This window comes from Pedobacter sp. GR22-6 (assembly GCF_037402555.1).
GTDB lineage: Bacteria > Bacteroidota > Bacteroidia > Sphingobacteriales > Sphingobacteriaceae > Pedobacter.
The window spans coordinates 175,055-192,849 of the sequence record NZ_JBBEUC010000004.1 but is presented as its reverse complement, the minus strand read 5'-3'; the positions used below and the strand labels follow the sequence as shown (position 1 = coordinate 192,849).

The following is a 17,795-nucleotide window of genomic DNA, read 5'->3' as shown; positions in this document are numbered from 1 at the left end:
GATCATGAACAATATGAAAAGAGCAATTTATATTTTACTCAGCGTCATGGTGATTGGCACATCATCCTGCAAAAAATTTGAGCAGTACCCAGAAGAGCGCATTTTTGAATCGGAGGTGTTCGATCCGAAAGATGTCAACGGTGTACAGTCTACCGCCTATTTAATGGCTATCTATTCCTTATTGCCATCAGGATTCAACCGTGTAGACGGTGATTTTCTGGATGCGGCGACTGACGACGCCGTATCGTCCTTTTATGGTTCTGGCATTACGCTGTTCAATAATGGGCAGCTTACTTCGCAAAATTCGCCGGAAAATAACTGGGCCACAAGTTATACCATCATTCGCAAATGTAATGTGTTCCTGCAGAACATCGGTGTAGTACCGCTGGTACCCGAGATGATGAAGCGCCAGGTGGCGGAAGCCAGATTTCTGCGCGCTTTTGCGTATTTCGAACTCTTGAAAAGATATGGAGGTATCCCTTTGATCGGAGAGCAGGTCTTTGGTCTGGAAGATAATTTGGATCTGCCCCGTAATACCTATGCGGAATGTGTCGACTATATTGCAGCCCAATGTGATCTGGCCAGTGCGGATCTGCCGAAAGGATCAACGATTGCCGCGGGAGAATTTGGCCGCGTTCCTGCTGAGGCCGCAATGGCATTAAAATGCCGGCTGTTTGTTTATGCTGCGAGTCCATTGTTCAATGGAGAAGGTTTCGAAAGCAATCCGGAACTCAAGGTACTGACCGGTTATACCAATGCAGATCCGGCTCGCTGGGACAAAGCGATTGCGGCGGCGGAAGCACTGATTGCGGTAGGCTATTATAAGCTGCCTGCAGGTACGGGAAGTGCTGCCTACGCTGCGGTGTTTACCACGAAGATCAATACCGATATCATTCTTTCCAGGCAGTCTGGAAATTCTACCAGTATAGAGACTACGAATGCCCCTGTGGGCTATGTGGCCCCTGCTGCCAGTAATGGAAGGACCAGTCCGACCCAGAATTTCCTGAATGCCTTCCCTAATCTCGATGGTACGGCCTATGCCGGAAGTTCGACAAATCCGGCACAATACGATAACCGCGATCCCCGTCTTCGGGCAACGATCTTTTACAATGGCGTACTTTGGCTGAACAGACCTATACAGACCTATGAAGGCGGACTGGATAAACCCAACCTTTCGCTGAGGGTTCAGACCAGGACTTCGTATTACCTGCGTAAGTTCATGGCCGACTTCTCTACCTCCACCTCGTATTCCAACCAGAGCCACAATTTCCCTTACTTCCGTTATGCGGAAGTGCTGCTAAACTATGCGGAGGCACTGAATGAACGTGGACGCATGGAAGATGCGGTAAAGCAAATCATTCCCATCCGTGCCCGGGCAGGCATTACTGCCGGCAGCAATTCCCGTTATGGCATCAGAGCAGGTATCACTCAAACTGAACTCCAAACGCTGATCCGCAATGAGCGGAGGATAGAGCTTTCTTTTGAAGAACACCGGTTCTGGGACCTGAGGAGGTGGAAACTGGGCAACACCTTTTTGTCTGGTAACCTGAGCGGTCTGCAGCTTAACCTGAATGGTTCGACGATCGGTTTTGTGAGTCAGGATGTGGCAACGCTGACTTTCAGGGAGAAATACTACCACCTGCCTATCCCATATGCGGAGATCATCAAGAACAGGAAGCTGGTACAAAATGAAGGCTATTATTAAAAGAATACTCATGAAAAGATATATCTATATATTCATCGTTTTTCTGCTGTACAGTGTGGGAGCCATGGCGCAAAGCAAAGTGGTAAGAGGTACAGTAAGGGACAATAATGGGCCGCTTCCAGGAGTAGCGGTAACCGAAAAAGGAAAACCTGGTCATGTAACCAGTACCGATAGTGAAGGGAAGTTTAGTTTAACCATTAGTGACAACGTACTTGTATTCAGATCTGTTGGTTATGTGCAGCAGGAGCTGACCGTTACCGGAACCACAATCAACGTGCTGATGAAAGAATCAGAAGAAGGCCTGAATGAGGTGGTCGTTGTGGGTTTTGGTACGACCAAGAAAGTGACGCTTACCGGTGCGGTAAGTTCGGTGAGCGGCAAGGAAATCCGCCAGAGCCCTTCACCGAGTTTGCAAAACACCCTTGCCGGAAGGTTGACAGGTTTCACCAGTCAACAGCGTGGCGGTCAGCCCGGAAAAGATGGGGCCAGTTTCAACATCCGTGGGGTAAGTACTTATTCAGGGAGTAATAACCCCCTGATCATTGTAGACGACATAGAGTTTACCTATGCAGAGTTTGCAGCCCTCAATGCCAATGAAGTAGAAAGTGTAAGTATCCTGAAAGATGCTTCTACGACTTCCATCTATGGGGTTAAAGGAGCGAATGGTGTGGTGCTGGTGACCACCATCAGGGGTAAAGTAGGCAAGCCAAAGATTTCCTTCCTGACAGAATATGGACTGAACCAATTGACACGGATCCCTCAATACCTGGATGCTTTTGGGGCTGCCACGGTGCTTACCGAATCCCAGATCAATACCAATGCATTGAATCCCAATCCGAATTTTACCCGTACTTTTTCTGATGAAGACCTGGAGCTGTTCAGAAACGGAAGCGATCCCTATGGTCATCCGAATAACAACTGGACCGACCTCCTCTTTAAGAAATTTGCCGGTCAACTGCGCAGCAATTTCGACATTAACGGAGGAACCGAAAAGGCAAAATATTTTGTGTCGGTAGGTTACCTGAACCAGGGTGGCCAGTTGAAGGACTATAGCGTAGACCTGAACAGTAAATACTATTACAAGCGCTACAACTACCGTTCAAATGTAGATGTAAAAGTAAATGACAATCTGGACCTGCGCTTTGACCTGTTTGGGAACCTGGACGAAACCAATCAGAACAATGCCAGTGGCGATAATAGTGGTGTACTGTTCGCAGATTTGGGCAGGGCAAATGAAACTTCGCCTTACAATTATCCCATTTACAATCCGGATGGGAGCCTTGGCTACAGCATGGTGCAGCGTGGAACAGACCGCAATAACAACAATATGATCGGGCGTTTGATGTACAATGGATATACCCGGAACTTTGGAAACAACCTAAACCTGTCGACCTCGGCTACGCAGAAGCTGGATTTCCTGACTAAAGGCCTTTCAATCAAAGGAACGGTAGCCTACAGAAACCTTTACAGCTACAACAGGAATTTGCAACGGCCAACAAATGGAAATGGCTTCGTATCTTACATTTACGATCCTAAGACCGATACCTATTCATTTGGACAGCGCGACAACATCTACCGGATCAGTACCCCAACGTTAACTTATAGTCCGGGAAGCACAAACCGGGCGGTTACCATACAAGCCATATTGAACTATAACCGCAGCTTTGGACAGCATCGCATCACTGGTCTGGCCTTGTATAACCAGAGCAGTAAAACGGGTCCGAATACGACAAATACCGATTATAATTTTATTCCCGAAAATTTCCGGGGTTATACCGGCCGTTTTTCTTATGACTATGCGCAGCGGTATCTACTGGAGGTAGGAGGTGCCTATAACGGAATTGACCGTTTCTCTGAGAAAAAGCGTATGGGATTTTTCCCTTCGGCATCAGCAGGCTGGAACATCTCTAATGAGGCCTTTTTCAAAGATAGAATCAAATTTATAGACCTGCTGAAAGTCAGGGGTTCCTATGGTCTGGTTGGCGTAGACAACACGAATGGTGTTTATGCCTATAAGCAAGTCTATACCGCTGGTTCCGGAACTGGTCTCTTTGGCCTGGCTACGAATAATGGCTACGGGACAGCTACAGAAGGTGGGTTGGGGAATGACGAGGTGACCTGGGAAAAAGAAAAGAAACTGGACGTCGGACTTGATCTGGCAGCATTTGGTAATAAAATCACTGCGACTTTGGGCTATTTCAATAACCACAGATATGACATTTCTACCAGCCGTGGAACCGTCTCGGCCGTATTTGGCCAAACACTCCCCCTGGTAAACCTTGGGAAGACGCAAAATAAGGGCTTTGAACTTGAGCTAGGGTTCAATGACCAGATTGGTAAAGACTGGAGTTATAGCTTTAAAGGAACCTATTCTGTAGCGAAAAACAAGATCATATTCCGCGATGAAGCACAGACAGATTTTCCTTACCAGGCGGCTACGGGGCAACCGATAGGATCGGTACTCAAATATACCTGGACCAAGGAATTTTATACTGCCGAAGAGATTGCAGATCCTACGATACCTAAGCCGACAATTGGGGGCAGGCCGGGTGATCCGAAATATCTTGACCTAAATGGAGATGGGCTGATCGATGCCGGGGACAGGTCTTATTACGGCTATACCAACCTGCCAAATACCATTTACGGACTCACGCTTGGCGCCGGGTATAAAAACTTTGCAATCACACTCCTGTTCCAGGGTGTGACCAATGTAGTAGCCAGCGCACAGGGTGCGGTAATCCACCACAACGCAAGTAATCCCCTGAAGATCCATCAGCAGCACTGGACACCTGAACTCGGCAACAATGCCAAATATCCACAGCTGTACACTTCGGCCCTGAGCCAGAGTCCGCGGGATTTTTATTCCGATTTCTGGGCCATTCCGGCTGATTATCTCCGTCTGAAGACCGCAGAACTGAGCTATACCGCTGGTCCGAAACTGCTGAATAAAATACACCTGAAGGGATTGAGGTTGTATACCAACGGCTATAACCTCCTGACCTGGACCAAAATGGACAGGCTTTATGACCTGGATCCCGAAATCGTGGAGTCGGCCGGTACCTTGCCTTATCCGCCGACCCGTATTATCAATTTTGGGATGAATGTTACCTTTTAATACTTAGAGACATGAAAAGAAATATCATTATCTTACTCCTGCTTTCCCTGATTGTTGTAGCCTGTAAAAAATCCGACTTCCTGGAAGATAAGACCAACGCGCTGACCGAAGAAGCTGTCTTTACAGACAGCATCCAAAGCATCAATTTCCTGAACAGGATCTATGTAGATGCAGGTTTCAGTTTCGGACCATCACGTTTCTCCGCTGCGGGAGGTACGGGAAATACAGAAGCAGCCACCGACAATGCGGAGGGCATCAACAATCTTTCTGTGTTTAGTGATGCCTATGTGCAGGGGATCATAAGTCCGAGTAATGTAACCACTGGATTTGGTGCCGACAAAGATTTCTGGAATGGACCTTATAAGAACATCAGGCGTGTGAACCTGATGTTGTCGAAGCTACCGCAAATCCCGTTTGCAGAAGAAACAAAAAAGCGGATCAGGGGAGAACTCCACTTCCTGCGGGTTTGGTACTACCATTATATGCTGGTGGCCTTTGGTGGAGTTCCGCTCATAGAAGACAAAGTATATGGAATCAATGACATCATTGACCTGCCCAGGAGTAGCTATGCTGACTGTGTAACCTATCTTGTAGGGGAGCTGAATGGCGCTGCGGCTGAGCTCAATGGGGTGATTTATAAAGACGCTGATTATGGAAGAGTGACACATGGTGCCTGTTTGGCGCTGAAGTCCAGGATACTGCTATATGCCGCCAGTCCGCTATTCAATGGTGGTGCTTTAACCAGTGATCCTGGATTGGCCAGCCTGGTAAGTTATCCTACTGCCGATAAGAACCGCTGGCAATTGGCGGCAGATGCTGCGGAGGCGGTCATCAATTTGAATCGCTATTCCCTGAATGTAGACAATGCCACGCGGGCAGGTTACGGATTTTATGCGGTTTTCTTGAAACGCGTGAATTCGGAATACATCTTTGCCTATAACCGTGCGGCACAAAAAGAATTTGAGGCTTATTTCCTGCCACCAAGCCGATCGGGGGCTGCGACAATGAAACCTACCCAAAGCCTGGCTGCGGCATTTCCAATGAAAGACGGAAAGCCCAGCACGGAAAGTCCGTTGTACAGTGCGGCTAATCCTTACCTCAACCGTGATCCGCGCTTCGACAATTCCTTTATTTACAATGGGCTGAGCTACATGAGCAATAACGGTACGAAGACGCAGGTCCTGACCTATAGTTCAGTAGGCTCTAGCATTGCCAATACTACTGCCGATGTGTATACCGGGACCAATAAATCGACAGGTTATTATTCCAGAAAGATGCTGGATGAAAATCTGACCAATGCGACTTCCGGAAATACCGAAAGGGCCTGGCCGTTGATCCGTTATGCTGAAATTCTGCTAAATTATGCGGAAGCCATTAACGAAGCCGGTGAACCTGCAAAAGCCTATCCTAAACTGGTTGAACTGAGGAGCAGGGCAGGCATCCTTCCTGGAACCGATAACCTATACGGGTTGAAAGCTAATATGAATGCAGACGAGATGCGGGAAGTGATCCGTAATGAACGAAGGATTGAAATGGCTTTTGAAGATCAGCGATGGAATGACATCAGGAGGTGGAAGATTGCCGCTACAGTGCTCAAAGGATTCAATACCGTGCAGTTGGTGACGAGGACAGGTACAAGTACTTATAACTATGCTGTGGCGAATGCGGTAAGGCCGCTTAACTTTAGAGATGCGATGTATCTTCTGCCCCTTCCGCTTTCGGAAATCCAAAAGATGCCAAAGATGAGACAAAACCCAGGTTACTGATGAACAACACAATGCGTATTATAAAAATAGGTCAAATGATTGTACTGGTTCTATGGCTGGTCCTGGGACTATGTCCGCTTACTTTCGGGCAGGAAGGGGAAGCCATGATCCGGATTCAAAAGAAAAATTACAGGTTGCTGATCCGTAAGCAGCCCTTTGCCTTTGCTTTCCAGGATGTGCAAGGTAAGCAGATTGCGGATTTTCATGAGATATCGGGATTGAATGCAGGGTGGAGTGGGAAAGAACTGAGGCCGGCTACACGCCTGATCCAGATCATTACGCACAATGATACGCTGTTTTCAGCCTGGCTAAGCACCGATGAAGACCTGAAGTTGAAGGTTGATTTTAAGCTCGGTCCTGATCTGCTGAACCTAAAAGTACAGGCCCCGCAAAAAACAGATGCAGGTTATAGCATAGAGGCAAGGACAGCGGGATTTGGTCCGGCCTATGGCCTGGGTGACCATGGTGGCTATGGCCAAAGTACTAATGTCTTTGGCTATAGCAACGATAATTTCATGAATACGACGGATGGTTCGCGCTTCATATCCAGTTTTGCGATCTTTCCCAGGCAAGGTTTTGCACAAGTGGTCTTTGAAAAAGCAAGCAAGCGGGTAGGTATTAATTCCAAAGAGAACAAGTTGGGCGCAAATAAAGTGCAGGACATCAATATCTACTATTTTTTTGGCATGCCACAGCACATCTACGCAAGCTATGCTAAAGTAAGGACTCGGGAAGGTTACCCGGAATTCAAACCTAAATATGATTTCTTTGATGTAGGCTATGAAGCCTTTGGTTCCCTGGGCTGGAATACCGCTCAGGTTACGGTAGAGAAAGACCTGCGGGCATACCTGCAAAGAGGCTACCCCCTGAAATGGGCGGTGGTTGGTTCCGGATTCTGGAAAGGTGACCGTAAATCACCGACAGAGGGCTCAACCAATAGCTTTGGCATTTGGGATGATACCTACCAGGAAGGCAGGAAAGATGACCTGGCCAATCCAAGATATCCTGATGTACCGGCTTTTAAAAAATTCTTCCGTGACCAAGGTATCAACCTGATCCTTGGAATTCGCGTTAATTTTAAAGCCAGTACAGCAAGGGGGGGATTCAATGAACCGCTGAATGATGGTGTGTATACAGAAGAAGGCACCCGGAAAGCTTATTTTGTAAAGGATCAGCAGCAACAACCCAAATTATTTTCGGCCGTTTTTCCCAAGGGGAATGTATATATACTTGATGGCTACAACCCCGCCGCGGCACAATGGTTTTATGAAGGGGCTAAGAAATGGGAAGCTATGGGTTGGAAAGAAGACACAATGATGAAGGATGGGAGGTTGGTAATGGATGATGCCAAAGCCAATAAGGCGAATGAGATCCTGATGAATAATGGCTATTATGTCATGGTCCGTAATTCTGCCTACTCAGTTCCGGGAGAAATCCTGAGGATAGAAGACACTCAATATGGACATGGGCAGGACCGTCCGCTGATCAATGTATTGAACTTTGCTGCCAGTGCGGCACCGAATACTTATCCCGATATTGTGGGGGGTAAATACCATGTACTTCCACTTAAGGAAGACGTGAAGCGGTATTTTGTGAGAAATGCACTATTTGCCGCAGTATGTCCTGCGATGTCGTTGGGCCTTGGACCCTGGCATCTGGAAAATCCAGGCTATGAACAGGCGGTGAAGCGGGCTGCCGATTGGCACCATGAGTTTGCCCCTTATATCTATAGTGCAGCATTGGAGAGTTATTATAGTGGCTATCCGGTGACGATGACACCTTTGCCAATCGCGTATCCGGCAGATTCTGCTACATATGAACTGGCCAATAAGACCAGAAGGCAATATTCCTGGATGCTTGGGCCATCTTTACTCGCTTGTCCGGCCTATGGAGAAGATTATGCTACCGCCCTTTCCAGGGATGTGTATCTACCGGCAGGAAAATGGATGGACTATGAAAGTGCTGAGGTTTTCAGCGGATCGAGGACATTGAAAAACTATGCTTTCCCCGATTCAAAAATTCCGGTCTTCATTGGGGGCAAGGCTGTATTGGTAAAAGCATCCGGTAAGACATTTGAAGCCACAGTATATCCTTTAAGCAGCAGTAACTCCAGTTATACTTTCCATTATCCGGACGGTATTTCCAGTTCTGAGATCAGGAATGCGAATCTGAACTGGGACAAACCTGGACTGGTGGTCAGGGATGCCAAAAGCAGGAAAGTCATTAAAGCGGTTTATACAAAAAAATTCAAATCCTACACTTTCCCTATTGTACCTGGCCATGACTATGTACTGCGCAACAAATAGAAGACTATTGATTTTTGCGGAATTCGCTTGGCGTGCAACCATAGCGGGTCTTGAAGACTGTGGCGAAATAATTTGGCGTGGAGAACCCTACCATGTAAGTAATCTCTGCAATGGAATGCTGCTCATGGAGTAAAAGGTAACTCGCTTTCTTAAGACGGCGGTTCAGGATGTAATCGGTAATGCTGCAGTCCAGCATGGCCTTTACTTTACGGTATAGCTGTACCCTGGAAATGCCGATGGACCTGCTGATGTCTTCTACGCTGAAGCGTTCATTGTCGAGGTTGGCTTCTACGATAGCCGCAAAATCATTGAGGAATTTTTTGTCGAGATTCCTTGCCATCTGTGGTTTTCCGGAGCTGCTGATATCCGAACTGTAGTGGATTTTTAGCAATTCCCGTGTTTTGAGTAAGTTACGGATGGTCGCGAGCAGGTAGCTGTAATTGAATGGTTTGATCATGTAGGCATCTGCCTGATGCTCCATGCCGAGGATCTGTTGCTCTACGCTATCCTGTGCGGTTAAGAGGATAGCCGGGATATGCGAGGTGCGGAAATCAGATTTCAAGTTTTTGACAAGCACGGTCCCTGAACTTCCCGGCAGCACTACATCCGATAAAATAAGGTCGGGCACCTGTTCAAAAGCCAGCTGCATGCCCTGTTCGGCAGTGCCGGCAATGAAGATTTCATATTCCTCACTTAATTTTTGCAGGAGATAGTTGAGTAGATCCGGATTGTCCTCGATGATCAAAATTGACTGGGCCTTCAGTTGATGTCCCGTTTCCGGTATTTGTGCTTTAGGAAGTTCATCCAGGCTGGTAGTATAAATTCTCGCATTTTCATACAACTCAGATTGATCAATTGTTTCCTGAGCAATTTCAGTGGGGCTAAAGTGAAGATTGCCTTTCGGTAAATGGATGGTAAAAGTACTTCCTTCCTCTTTTCTGCTATGAAGACTAATATCGCCATGATGAAGCAGCATCAGTTCTTTGGAAAGCGATAAGCCCAGTCCAAAGCCTTTGCTCGAGGCCGGGTCGCCCTGATAGAAATGCTCAAATACGCGTTTTGCCTCTTCTTCACTGAGGCCCTGGCCATTGTCGCTTACCGCAATGCGGATATGGCTATCATCCTCGGCGATCGTGACCAGGATCCGTCCTCCGGAGGGTGTGAATTTCAAGGCGTTCGATAACAAATTGAATATGACTTTGTCGAGCATATTGGCATCAAACCAGGCCATGATTTTCCCTGATGCCGGGCTGAACCTGAGCTCGATGTGTTGTTTTTCTGCATTGTGCCGGAAGCTCCCGACAATTTCTTTGGTGAATTCAGACAAGTTGTTTTCAGAGACCCTGATTTTCATGCTCTTGTGCTCCAGTTTCCGATAGCTGATCAGCTGATTGATCAGTTTCAGTAACCTAAAGGCATTCTTATGGATGAGTTTGAGGTTGCTGGCTGCGGTACCTTTGATTGTCTGATCAAGCATCAAGTCTTCCAAAGGGGAAAGGATAAGCGTGAGTGGCGTTCTGAATTCATGGGACATGTTGGTAAAGAAGTTCAGTTTCGCTTCATTAGCCAGTTTCGCCGTCGCCGACATCTCCATTAGTTTTTTGTTGACCTTGCGGTTTTCCAGCAAGGCGTAGAAAGCCAGTCCACCAAGGATCACAGCCAGTACAAGGCTGATGGTAGTCACATTGAGGATCAGTTGTTGATCCTTGAAAAGCACCTGTTGTTCCCGTAATAAGGCCTGTTGACGTTCGATGTCCTTCTGCTGGTTGCGGATTTTGTCCCATTGCAGTTTCATGAGTGCTACATTGCTGGAATCAATCACCAGGGATGGCAGGATATTTTCTTTGGAGAATGGAACCTTGTTTAGGATTTTAAAGGCCGTGCTGATGGCCTCTTTACCTCCCGTGGGGTATAGAATGCTTGCATCTATGCGACCCTTGCTGACCATTTCCAATCCTGCGCCACTACCGGGCAGGGCATCTACGCCGACTACTTTAATACCGGTATTGATCTTCAACTGAGTGATGACCTTGGTGGCGGCTGCTGCCATGACATCATTGTGTGCAAAAACAATGGCTGCCTTTTTCAGTTCTTCTGGTGCTTTCAGCAGCGCAGCTTCAGCATCCCTGGCCAGCCAGTCGCCATAAACCTGCTGACTGATCTGTAGTCTGGGAAAGCGGGAAATGCCATCTGCAAATCCGCGTTGCCGCTCAATGGTGGGGGAAGACCCGGGCAGTCCCATGATCTCCAGTACAGCCCCTTTAGCTTTCCATATATTTCCAATGTATTCTGCGGCAAGTTGCCCGACCTGGAAATTATCAGCTCCTACATAGGCGGTATACTGACTGGAAGCAATTTTCCGGTCGATGATGATTACGGGGATTCCCCGCTGATAGGCTTGCTCCACTACAGGGGTAAGCGGTTGAGCTTCATTAGGAGAGATGATAAGCAGATCAATAGGTTTGGTCAGCATATCCTGTACCTGTTCGATCTGCCTGGCGCTGCTGCCTTCAGCATCGGTGTATTGAAATGAGGTGCCGGGATGAAGAGAAAGCTCCATTTTCATTTCTTCGAGCATGGTCTTCCGCCAGAGGTCGGAACCTGTGCATTGGGAGAAGCCAATGGTATAATTTTTCTGTTGTGGTTTTTCGGGTTTACAACTGAGCAGGCCTGTGACCGGTAAGAGCCATAGCAGTACAAGTTTAAAAATGATTTGGTAGAGCTTGTGCACGGTTAAATGTAGAAAAAATGTAGAGTGCGTCCAAATGCTGTCCCGAAGCCTCACAGCGCAGAGCTGAAACTTAGGTATCAAAAATGTAAGTTTATGTATTAAAACAACAGATTTATCGGCTTTGGGTATGTTCTTGTTTTGTTAAGTTGTTGATTATTATGTTTTTGATGGATTGTTTCCATTTTGTAAGTATTTGAAATGATATTGAGGTTGCCATTCTCCCTATTGTGGTACTTTGCATTTTCATTAACCATTTATAGTATAACCAATATGAGCAAACATTCCGTACTGGCCTGGTCTGTGGTCGTAGCCCTCGGCGGCTTTTTATTTGGGTTTGATACCGCGGTCATTTCCGGCGCGGAGAAATCCATTCAACATTATTGGCAGCTTACTGTCTTTGAACATGGGCTGACTATTTCCATAGCCCTGATCGGCACAGTGATTGGCTCTTTGATCGGTTCACTACCCTCGGACCGTTTTGGCCGGAAAAATACCTTGTACTTTGTGGCATTGGCTTATCTGTTTTCTTCAGTGGGTACTGCCCTTGCGGAAGATTGGTCTGTTTTCCTGGTGTTCAGGTTTTTGGGCGGGCTTGGTGTAGGCGTTTCCTCAGTGGTTGCTCCAATTTATATCTCCGAAGTGAGCCCCGCTGCTCAGCGCGGCCGGTTGGTGGGGTTATTCCAGTTCAATGTCGTTTTGGGAATCCTGGTTTCTTACCTTTCCAATTACCTGATCAGTCAGGGTGGAGCATCTTCATGGCGCTGGATGTTGGGCGTTCAAGCATTTCCTTCATTGTTGTTCCTGGTTCTGATTAAATTCGTTCCGGAGAGTCCGCGCTGGCTGATCCTTAAAAAAGGAGCAATGGATGCAGCTTTGCGTATTTTGCGGATCATTGACCCCAGCAATTGTGAACAGGAACTGGCAGCGATCAAAAGCTCCGGATCAGTGGCTGCTGGTGCTTCCGGTAATGAACGTTTGTTTTCAGCGAAATACAAAAAGCCGGTGATGCTGGCCATGCTCTTTGCATTCTTTAATCAGGTTTCCGGCATCAATGCCATTATATACTATGCACCGCGGATTTTTGAGATGGCGGGTTTGGGAGCGCATTCCTCACTGTTATCTACGGTAGGAATCGGTGCAGTCAATTTCATTTTTACATTAATAGCAATCAATTGCATCGATAAGGTAGGACGGAGACTGCTGATGGTGGTCGGCTCATTTGGCCTTATCGCCTCCTTATTTCTGGTTGCCTGGACTTTTCATCAGCAAGCTTATGGTGGATTTGCCATTCCGGCCTATGTGATGCTGTTTATCGCCTTCTTTGCTTTTTCTCAGGGAGCGGTAATCTGGGTGTTTATCGCCGAAATCTTTCCCAATGCTGTTCGTGCAAAAGGGCAGACTCTGGGTAGCTCTACACATTGGGTGATGGCAGCCATCATTGCCTTCTGTTTTCCCTATCTTGCAGAAACGTTTGGAGGTGCTGTGACCTTTACATTCTTCGGTGTGATGATGGTACTGCAGCTACTGTTTGTTTGGCGGTGGATGCCGGAAACTAAGGGTAAATCACTTGAACAAATCGGGACGAATATCGTCCTTCATTAATTTTAAGATATGAGTACAGAAAGTATAACACAGGCAATTTGCTTTGGTGAGGTTTTATGGGACATGTTGCCTGATGGACCACAACCCGGAGGTGCACCTTTAAATGTGGCTTACCAGCTTAACAAACTCGGATTGAAAACACAGATGATCAGTCGCATTGGCGCCGACGAAAAAGGAATGGCACTCAAAAGCCTCCTGGAAAAATGGGCTATTGGCACCCAATTGCTCCAGATAGATCCCCAGCATGCGACGAGCGAAGTCATTGCCAGTTTAACCGATGCAAATGAGGTCAAATATGAAATCCTTTTTCCGGTAGCCTGGGATTTCATTCAATCGGGAACGGAGCCACAGTCGGCTGTAGCTGCTGCAAAATACTTCATTTACGGCAGTCTGGCCTCAAGGTATCAGAAATCATGCGGCACTTTGCTTGACCTGCTTGAACATACTGAGGCAATTAAAGTATTGGATGTAAATTTCAGACCACCATTTGTGAATGCCGAGGCATTGGAGCCCTTGCTGTTGAAAGCAGATATCGTTAAACTAAATGAAGCAGAGCTGGCACAAATGCAGGTGCTGTTCCAGGGGGTGTCGACTGGTGAGGAAGCTCAGGTTCAATTTATCCAGGACCGGTTTCAGATAGCCGAGGTCATCATTACAAAAGGTGCGTCAGGCGCATCCTATTATAACAATAGTCAGGTTTTTCGAGGGTATGGTCAGGAGGTGAAAGTGGAAGACACCATCGGTAGTGGTGATGCTTTTCTGGCAGCTTTTGTTGCCGGTCATCATTTGGGGCTGCCTCCGGAAGAAATGCTGAGCAATGCAATGGATCTGGGGGCTTTCATTGCTACAAAAAAAGGCGGTTGTCCGTACTACGAAATCGCAGAATATGATCAGTTTAAACGCAAATAATAAAGAAACATGAAATCAATTTTAAAAATTACCACCATTCAATTCATCCTTTGTTGCTTTTGTAGTCTGCTCTATGCACAGGAGCTTTCCATTAAAATCACCAAAAAATACCTGAATTTTCCAATTTCGCAGCGGGAGAACCGGGGCAACATGCAGTTTACAGTGAATGGGCAGCAGGAACGCTATTTCAAAATCCGCCTAGCGAAGGACCAACCACAGTATTGGGTATTTAGTGACGTATCTGCCCTGAAGGGGAAAACCATAAAGATCAGCTATGACGGAGATGTGGCCGGTTTGAGCAAGATCTATCAGGATGACAAGATTGCAGGGCAGGATTCCTTATATCAGGAATACAATCGCCCCCAGTTTCATTTTACGAGTCGCCGTGGCTGGATCAATGACCCTAACGGACTTGTATTTTACGAGGGAGAGTACCACTTGTTTTACCAGCATAACCCTTACGAGCGGGAGTGGGAAAATATGTCATGGGGCCATGCGGTGAGTAAAGACCTGGTCCATTGGGATGAATTGCCTGTCGCCTTAAGTCCCGATAAACTCGGAACGATGTTCTCAGGTTCGGCGGTAATTGATTACGACAATACCTCCGGCTTTGGGAAGCCTGGAAAACCAGCAATGGTGGCAGCCTATACTGTAGATAATCCGGATAGGGAGATTCAATGTATAGCTTATAGTCTGGATAAAGGCCGTACCTGGACAAAATACAGTAAAAACCCGGTGATTGACTCAAAGGAGAAATGGAACAGCAGAGATACGCGCGATCCACGTGTATTCTGGTATAAGCCCGGTAAGCACTGGGTAATGGTGCTCAATGAGCGGGACGGCCATTCTATTTATACCTCGGCTGACCTGAAGGAATGGAAATATGAAAGTCATACTGCAGGGTTCTGGGAATGTCCGGATCTTTTTGAACTGCCGGTAGATGGCGATAATGGTAAAACCAAATGGGTGATGTACGGTGCATCCAATACCTATATGATCGGCTCATTTGATGGCAAAGTTTTCAAGCCTGAAAGTGGGAAACACTACTTTTCTGCGGGTACGATCTACGCGGCACAGACCTATAACAATATTCCGGAGAACGATGGACGGAGGATCCAGATCGGCTGGGGCAGGGTGGCCCAGCCTGGTATGCCTTTCAATAACATGATGCTGCTTCCGACAGAACTGATATTGCGGAGTACTAAGAATGGTGTCAGGTTGTTTAGTGAGCCCGTAAAGGAAACAGCACAGCTTTTCGAACGTACTCAGCAATGGAGCAACTTAAAATCTGGTGAGGCCAACGAAAAGTTGAAGGCATTTTATGATGCAGACCGCCTCAGGATCAAAACAACATTTAAGTTGTCACACGCTACGGAAGCGGGTTTCAATCTTTTTGCCCAGCGGATGGTTGGTTACGACATGAACTTTAATATGCTGAATGGTATGTTTTATTCGCCGGAAGACATGACGAGTATGGAAATCAGTGCAGATATTTATATTGATAAGACTTCAATAGAGGTTTTTATCGATGGAGGTGCCTATTCGTATTCAATGGAGCGTAAACCTGATCGTAATAACAAAGAAGGGTTTCACTTCTGGGGCAATAACATTGATATCAAAAACCTGGAAGTATTTACGGTAAAATCGATCTGGAAATAAATGAATTAAGCTTTCACATATACTTTGGCTCCGCATGAAAAACATTTGAACCTTTTCACGTTGAGTCTGAGTATATGTTTTACAATGAATCCCCTTGGTACTCTGGTATCCAGATTACCTGCATTGCATTTTGGACATTTAATAATTGGTGCGGCCTCCCTAAGCCATTTGTTCTCTGTATTCTCCACAATTAGTAATTTAAAATCTAAAAATCCCTATATTCTTTTCCTAGGCAGATGAATAAATACGGCTCGCTTACTAATACGTTGGTATTTGTAAAGATATGAAGTTAAAGTTAAAGCTCAAAAACAATTTTATGTTATTTTTGCTTTAAATCATTGATAAAACGAGGTACTTACTTCCTTTTTAAAAATTATTTTAACTTAAATGACGAAAAAAATGTCTAAATTCGTGCATGCCAAATATCGATGAACGGACGGTTGGATTTTAAAATGTTTTAGTACGTTCTATGCAAACACGATACCTCTACCTTCTGCGCTACATTTTACCGGTTACTGATGTGATCATGCTCAATGCGATCTATTTTTTAGCCTATCATGCCACCATTTATTTCGGAAAATACGTTCCTTATGAACTCATTCAGCACTATGTTGTGGTATGCAACCTGATCTGGATGTTCAACGCTCTCCTTTTTGGTCTGTACTCGGAATATGGCTCGCGTAAACTGGAGCGGATTTACAGGGGTACTTTCAGGAGTGTGCTTAGTCATTTTTTCCTTTTCTCCATTTATCTGCTGTTTGAAAAGGATGTAGAATTTTCCAGGACTTTTTTAGTGATATTTTACGTGCTCCTGGCTATCTTTTTTGCGCTCAACAGGTTTATTGGTACAGCATTACAATATACGCTTATAAACAGGTTCAATGCGACCAAGAAAGTAGCAGTAATGGGATTAAATGATACCGGTTACCGTTTGGCTGAATATCTGAAGAAGCAATACAATGTCAGTTTCTATGGTTTTATTGGGAGTAATGACAATGGTTTTAATTACAATACTGGCTTATTGTCTGATGTTGCAGTAGATGACATGAAACTCGCGGCGGCAAACGGTGTGAAAGATCTTTACGTTTCTGTTCCGCCGGAACGGATGTCTAAGATCCATACCCTGGTAGCGGAAGCTGATAAACAGTGCCTTCGCTTGAAGTTCATACCCGATATTGCGGGATCACTTTCTACCCCTTATACAATAAGCTATATGGGAGGGGAATTTCCAGTGATCACTTTGCGTTACGAACCTTTAGAGAAAATGGGTAACCGTTTCAAGAAACGGTTATTTGATATTGTATTTAGCGGTTTGGTCATATTGTTTATCATGAGTTGGCTTTATCCGATTATTGCGATACTGATCAAATTACAAAGTCCTGGTCCGGTATTGTTCAAGCAACTGCGTAGTGGCCGGAATGATGAGCCATTCTGGTGTCTGAAATTCAGGAGTATGAAGATGAATAAAGACAGTGATAAGAAACAGGCGACTAAAGATGATGACCGCATCACTGCGATTGGTAAGTTTTTGAGGAAGTCGAGCCTTGATGAGTTACCACAATTTTTTAATGTGTTTTTTGGAAGCATGAGTGTGGTGGGGCCAAGGCCTCATATGCTCAGTCATACGGAGGAATATAAAGCCATCATCAGCCAGTTTATGGTGCGTCACTTTATGAAGCCAGGTATTACCGGATGGGCCCAGGTAAATGGATTTAGAGGAGAAACGAAGGAGGATGGGGCGATGGAAAAAAGAGTCAGGCACGACATCTGGTACCTGGAAAACTGGACAGGGATGCTGGATGTGAAAATCATATTTATGACCGTGATCAATGTGATGAAGGGCGAAGACAACGCCTACTGATTTTTGCCTGTGTTTTTTCGCAGGCAATCCCCGTTTTTGAGTTAAGTTGTTGTGTTCTAAGAAACAATTTTAGAAATATAACCGCTCAGATAGTTTTTTTTCAGCTTTTTTTATCACTTTTGTCGCGGATTAACTATGGTT

The 17,795-nt window shown here is 45.9% G+C and carries 9 protein-coding genes; 8 read left to right on the top strand and 1 reads right to left on the bottom strand.

Annotated elements, in window-relative coordinates; genetic code table 11:
- Positions 1-13 precede the first annotated feature (13 nt).
- The 4 genes from WAE59_RS19030 to WAE59_RS19015 are packed head-to-tail and all read left to right on the top strand — an operon-like array spanning position 14 to position 8,892.
- The gene (locus WAE59_RS19030; protein ID WP_337857565.1) at positions 14-1,705 is read left to right on the top strand and encodes a RagB/SusD family nutrient uptake outer membrane protein; all 1,692 of its coding nucleotides are present in this window, start codon (positions 14-16) and stop codon (positions 1,703-1,705) included.
- Between the two features lie 10 nt (positions 1,706-1,715).
- Positions 1,716-4,820 (top strand): SusC/RagA family TonB-linked outer membrane protein, encoded by a 3,105-nt coding sequence (locus WAE59_RS19025; RefSeq protein ID WP_337857564.1) that lies wholly within the window; start codon positions 1,716-1,718, stop codon positions 4,818-4,820.
- 11 nt (positions 4,821-4,831) lie between these two features.
- Entirely contained in the window at positions 4,832-6,586 is a 1,755-nt protein-coding gene (locus tag WAE59_RS19020) for a RagB/SusD family nutrient uptake outer membrane protein (RefSeq protein ID WP_337857563.1), read from the top strand.
- Positions 6,587-6,621: 35 nt separating this feature from the next.
- Entirely contained in the window at positions 6,622-8,892 is a 2,271-nt protein-coding gene (locus WAE59_RS19015) for a TIM-barrel domain-containing protein (RefSeq protein ID WP_337857562.1), read from the top strand.
- 4 nt (positions 8,893-8,896) lie between these two features.
- Here the strand turns inward: WAE59_RS19015 and WAE59_RS19010 are convergent, their stop codons facing one another.
- Positions 8,897-11,623 carry a hybrid sensor histidine kinase/response regulator transcription factor gene (locus WAE59_RS19010; RefSeq protein ID WP_337857561.1) on the bottom strand — a complete coding sequence of 909 codons (2,727 nt, stop codon included), beginning with the start codon at positions 11,621-11,623 and terminating at the stop codon, positions 8,897-8,899.
- A gap of 270 nt (positions 11,624-11,893) precedes the next feature.
- Between WAE59_RS19010 and WAE59_RS19005 the strand changes: the two genes are divergently transcribed.
- The 4 genes from WAE59_RS19005 to WAE59_RS18990 all read left to right on the top strand — a co-directional run bounded on the left by WAE59_RS19005 (position 11,894) and on the right by WAE59_RS18990 (position 17,654).
- On the top strand, positions 11,894-13,225 hold the full coding sequence (locus WAE59_RS19005; RefSeq protein WP_337857560.1) for a sugar porter family MFS transporter: 1,332 nt from the start codon (positions 11,894-11,896) through the stop codon (positions 13,223-13,225).
- Between the two features lie 9 nt (positions 13,226-13,234).
- A complete protein-coding gene (locus WAE59_RS19000; RefSeq protein ID WP_337857559.1) occupies positions 13,235-14,134 on the top strand; it encodes a carbohydrate kinase family protein in 900 nt (299 codons plus the stop codon).
- Between the two features lie 9 nt (positions 14,135-14,143).
- Entirely contained in the window at positions 14,144-15,793 is a 1,650-nt protein-coding gene (locus WAE59_RS18995) for a 2,6-beta-D-fructofuranosidase (RefSeq protein ID WP_337857558.1), read from the top strand.
- Positions 15,794-16,262: 469 nt separating this feature from the next.
- Positions 16,263-17,654 (top strand): undecaprenyl-phosphate glucose phosphotransferase, encoded by a 1,392-nt coding sequence (locus tag WAE59_RS18990; RefSeq protein WP_337857557.1) that lies wholly within the window; start codon positions 16,263-16,265, stop codon positions 17,652-17,654.
- The last annotated feature ends 141 nt before the right edge of the window (positions 17,655-17,795 follow it).

Excerpts from the sequence above, each read along its gene's own strand:
- WAE59_RS19030 (WP_337857565.1), top strand. The coding sequence starts at position 14 with ATGAAAAGAGCAATTTATATTTTACTCAGCGTCATGGTGATTGGCACA.
- WAE59_RS19025 (WP_337857564.1), top strand. The coding sequence starts at position 1,716 with ATGAAAAGATATATCTATATATTCATCGTTTTTCTGCTGTACAGTGTG.
- WAE59_RS19020 (WP_337857563.1), top strand. The coding sequence starts at position 4,832 with ATGAAAAGAAATATCATTATCTTACTCCTGCTTTCCCTGATTGTTGTA.
- WAE59_RS19015 (WP_337857562.1), top strand. The coding sequence starts at position 6,622 with ATGATTGTACTGGTTCTATGGCTGGTCCTGGGACTATGTCCGCTTACT.
- WAE59_RS19005 (WP_337857560.1), top strand. The coding sequence starts at position 11,894 with ATGAGCAAACATTCCGTACTGGCCTGGTCTGTGGTCGTAGCCCTCGGC.
- WAE59_RS19000 (WP_337857559.1), top strand. The coding sequence starts at position 13,235 with ATGAGTACAGAAAGTATAACACAGGCAATTTGCTTTGGTGAGGTTTTA.
- WAE59_RS18995 (WP_337857558.1), top strand. The coding sequence starts at position 14,144 with ATGAAATCAATTTTAAAAATTACCACCATTCAATTCATCCTTTGTTGC.
- WAE59_RS18990 (WP_337857557.1), top strand. The coding sequence starts at position 16,263 with ATGCAAACACGATACCTCTACCTTCTGCGCTACATTTTACCGGTTACT.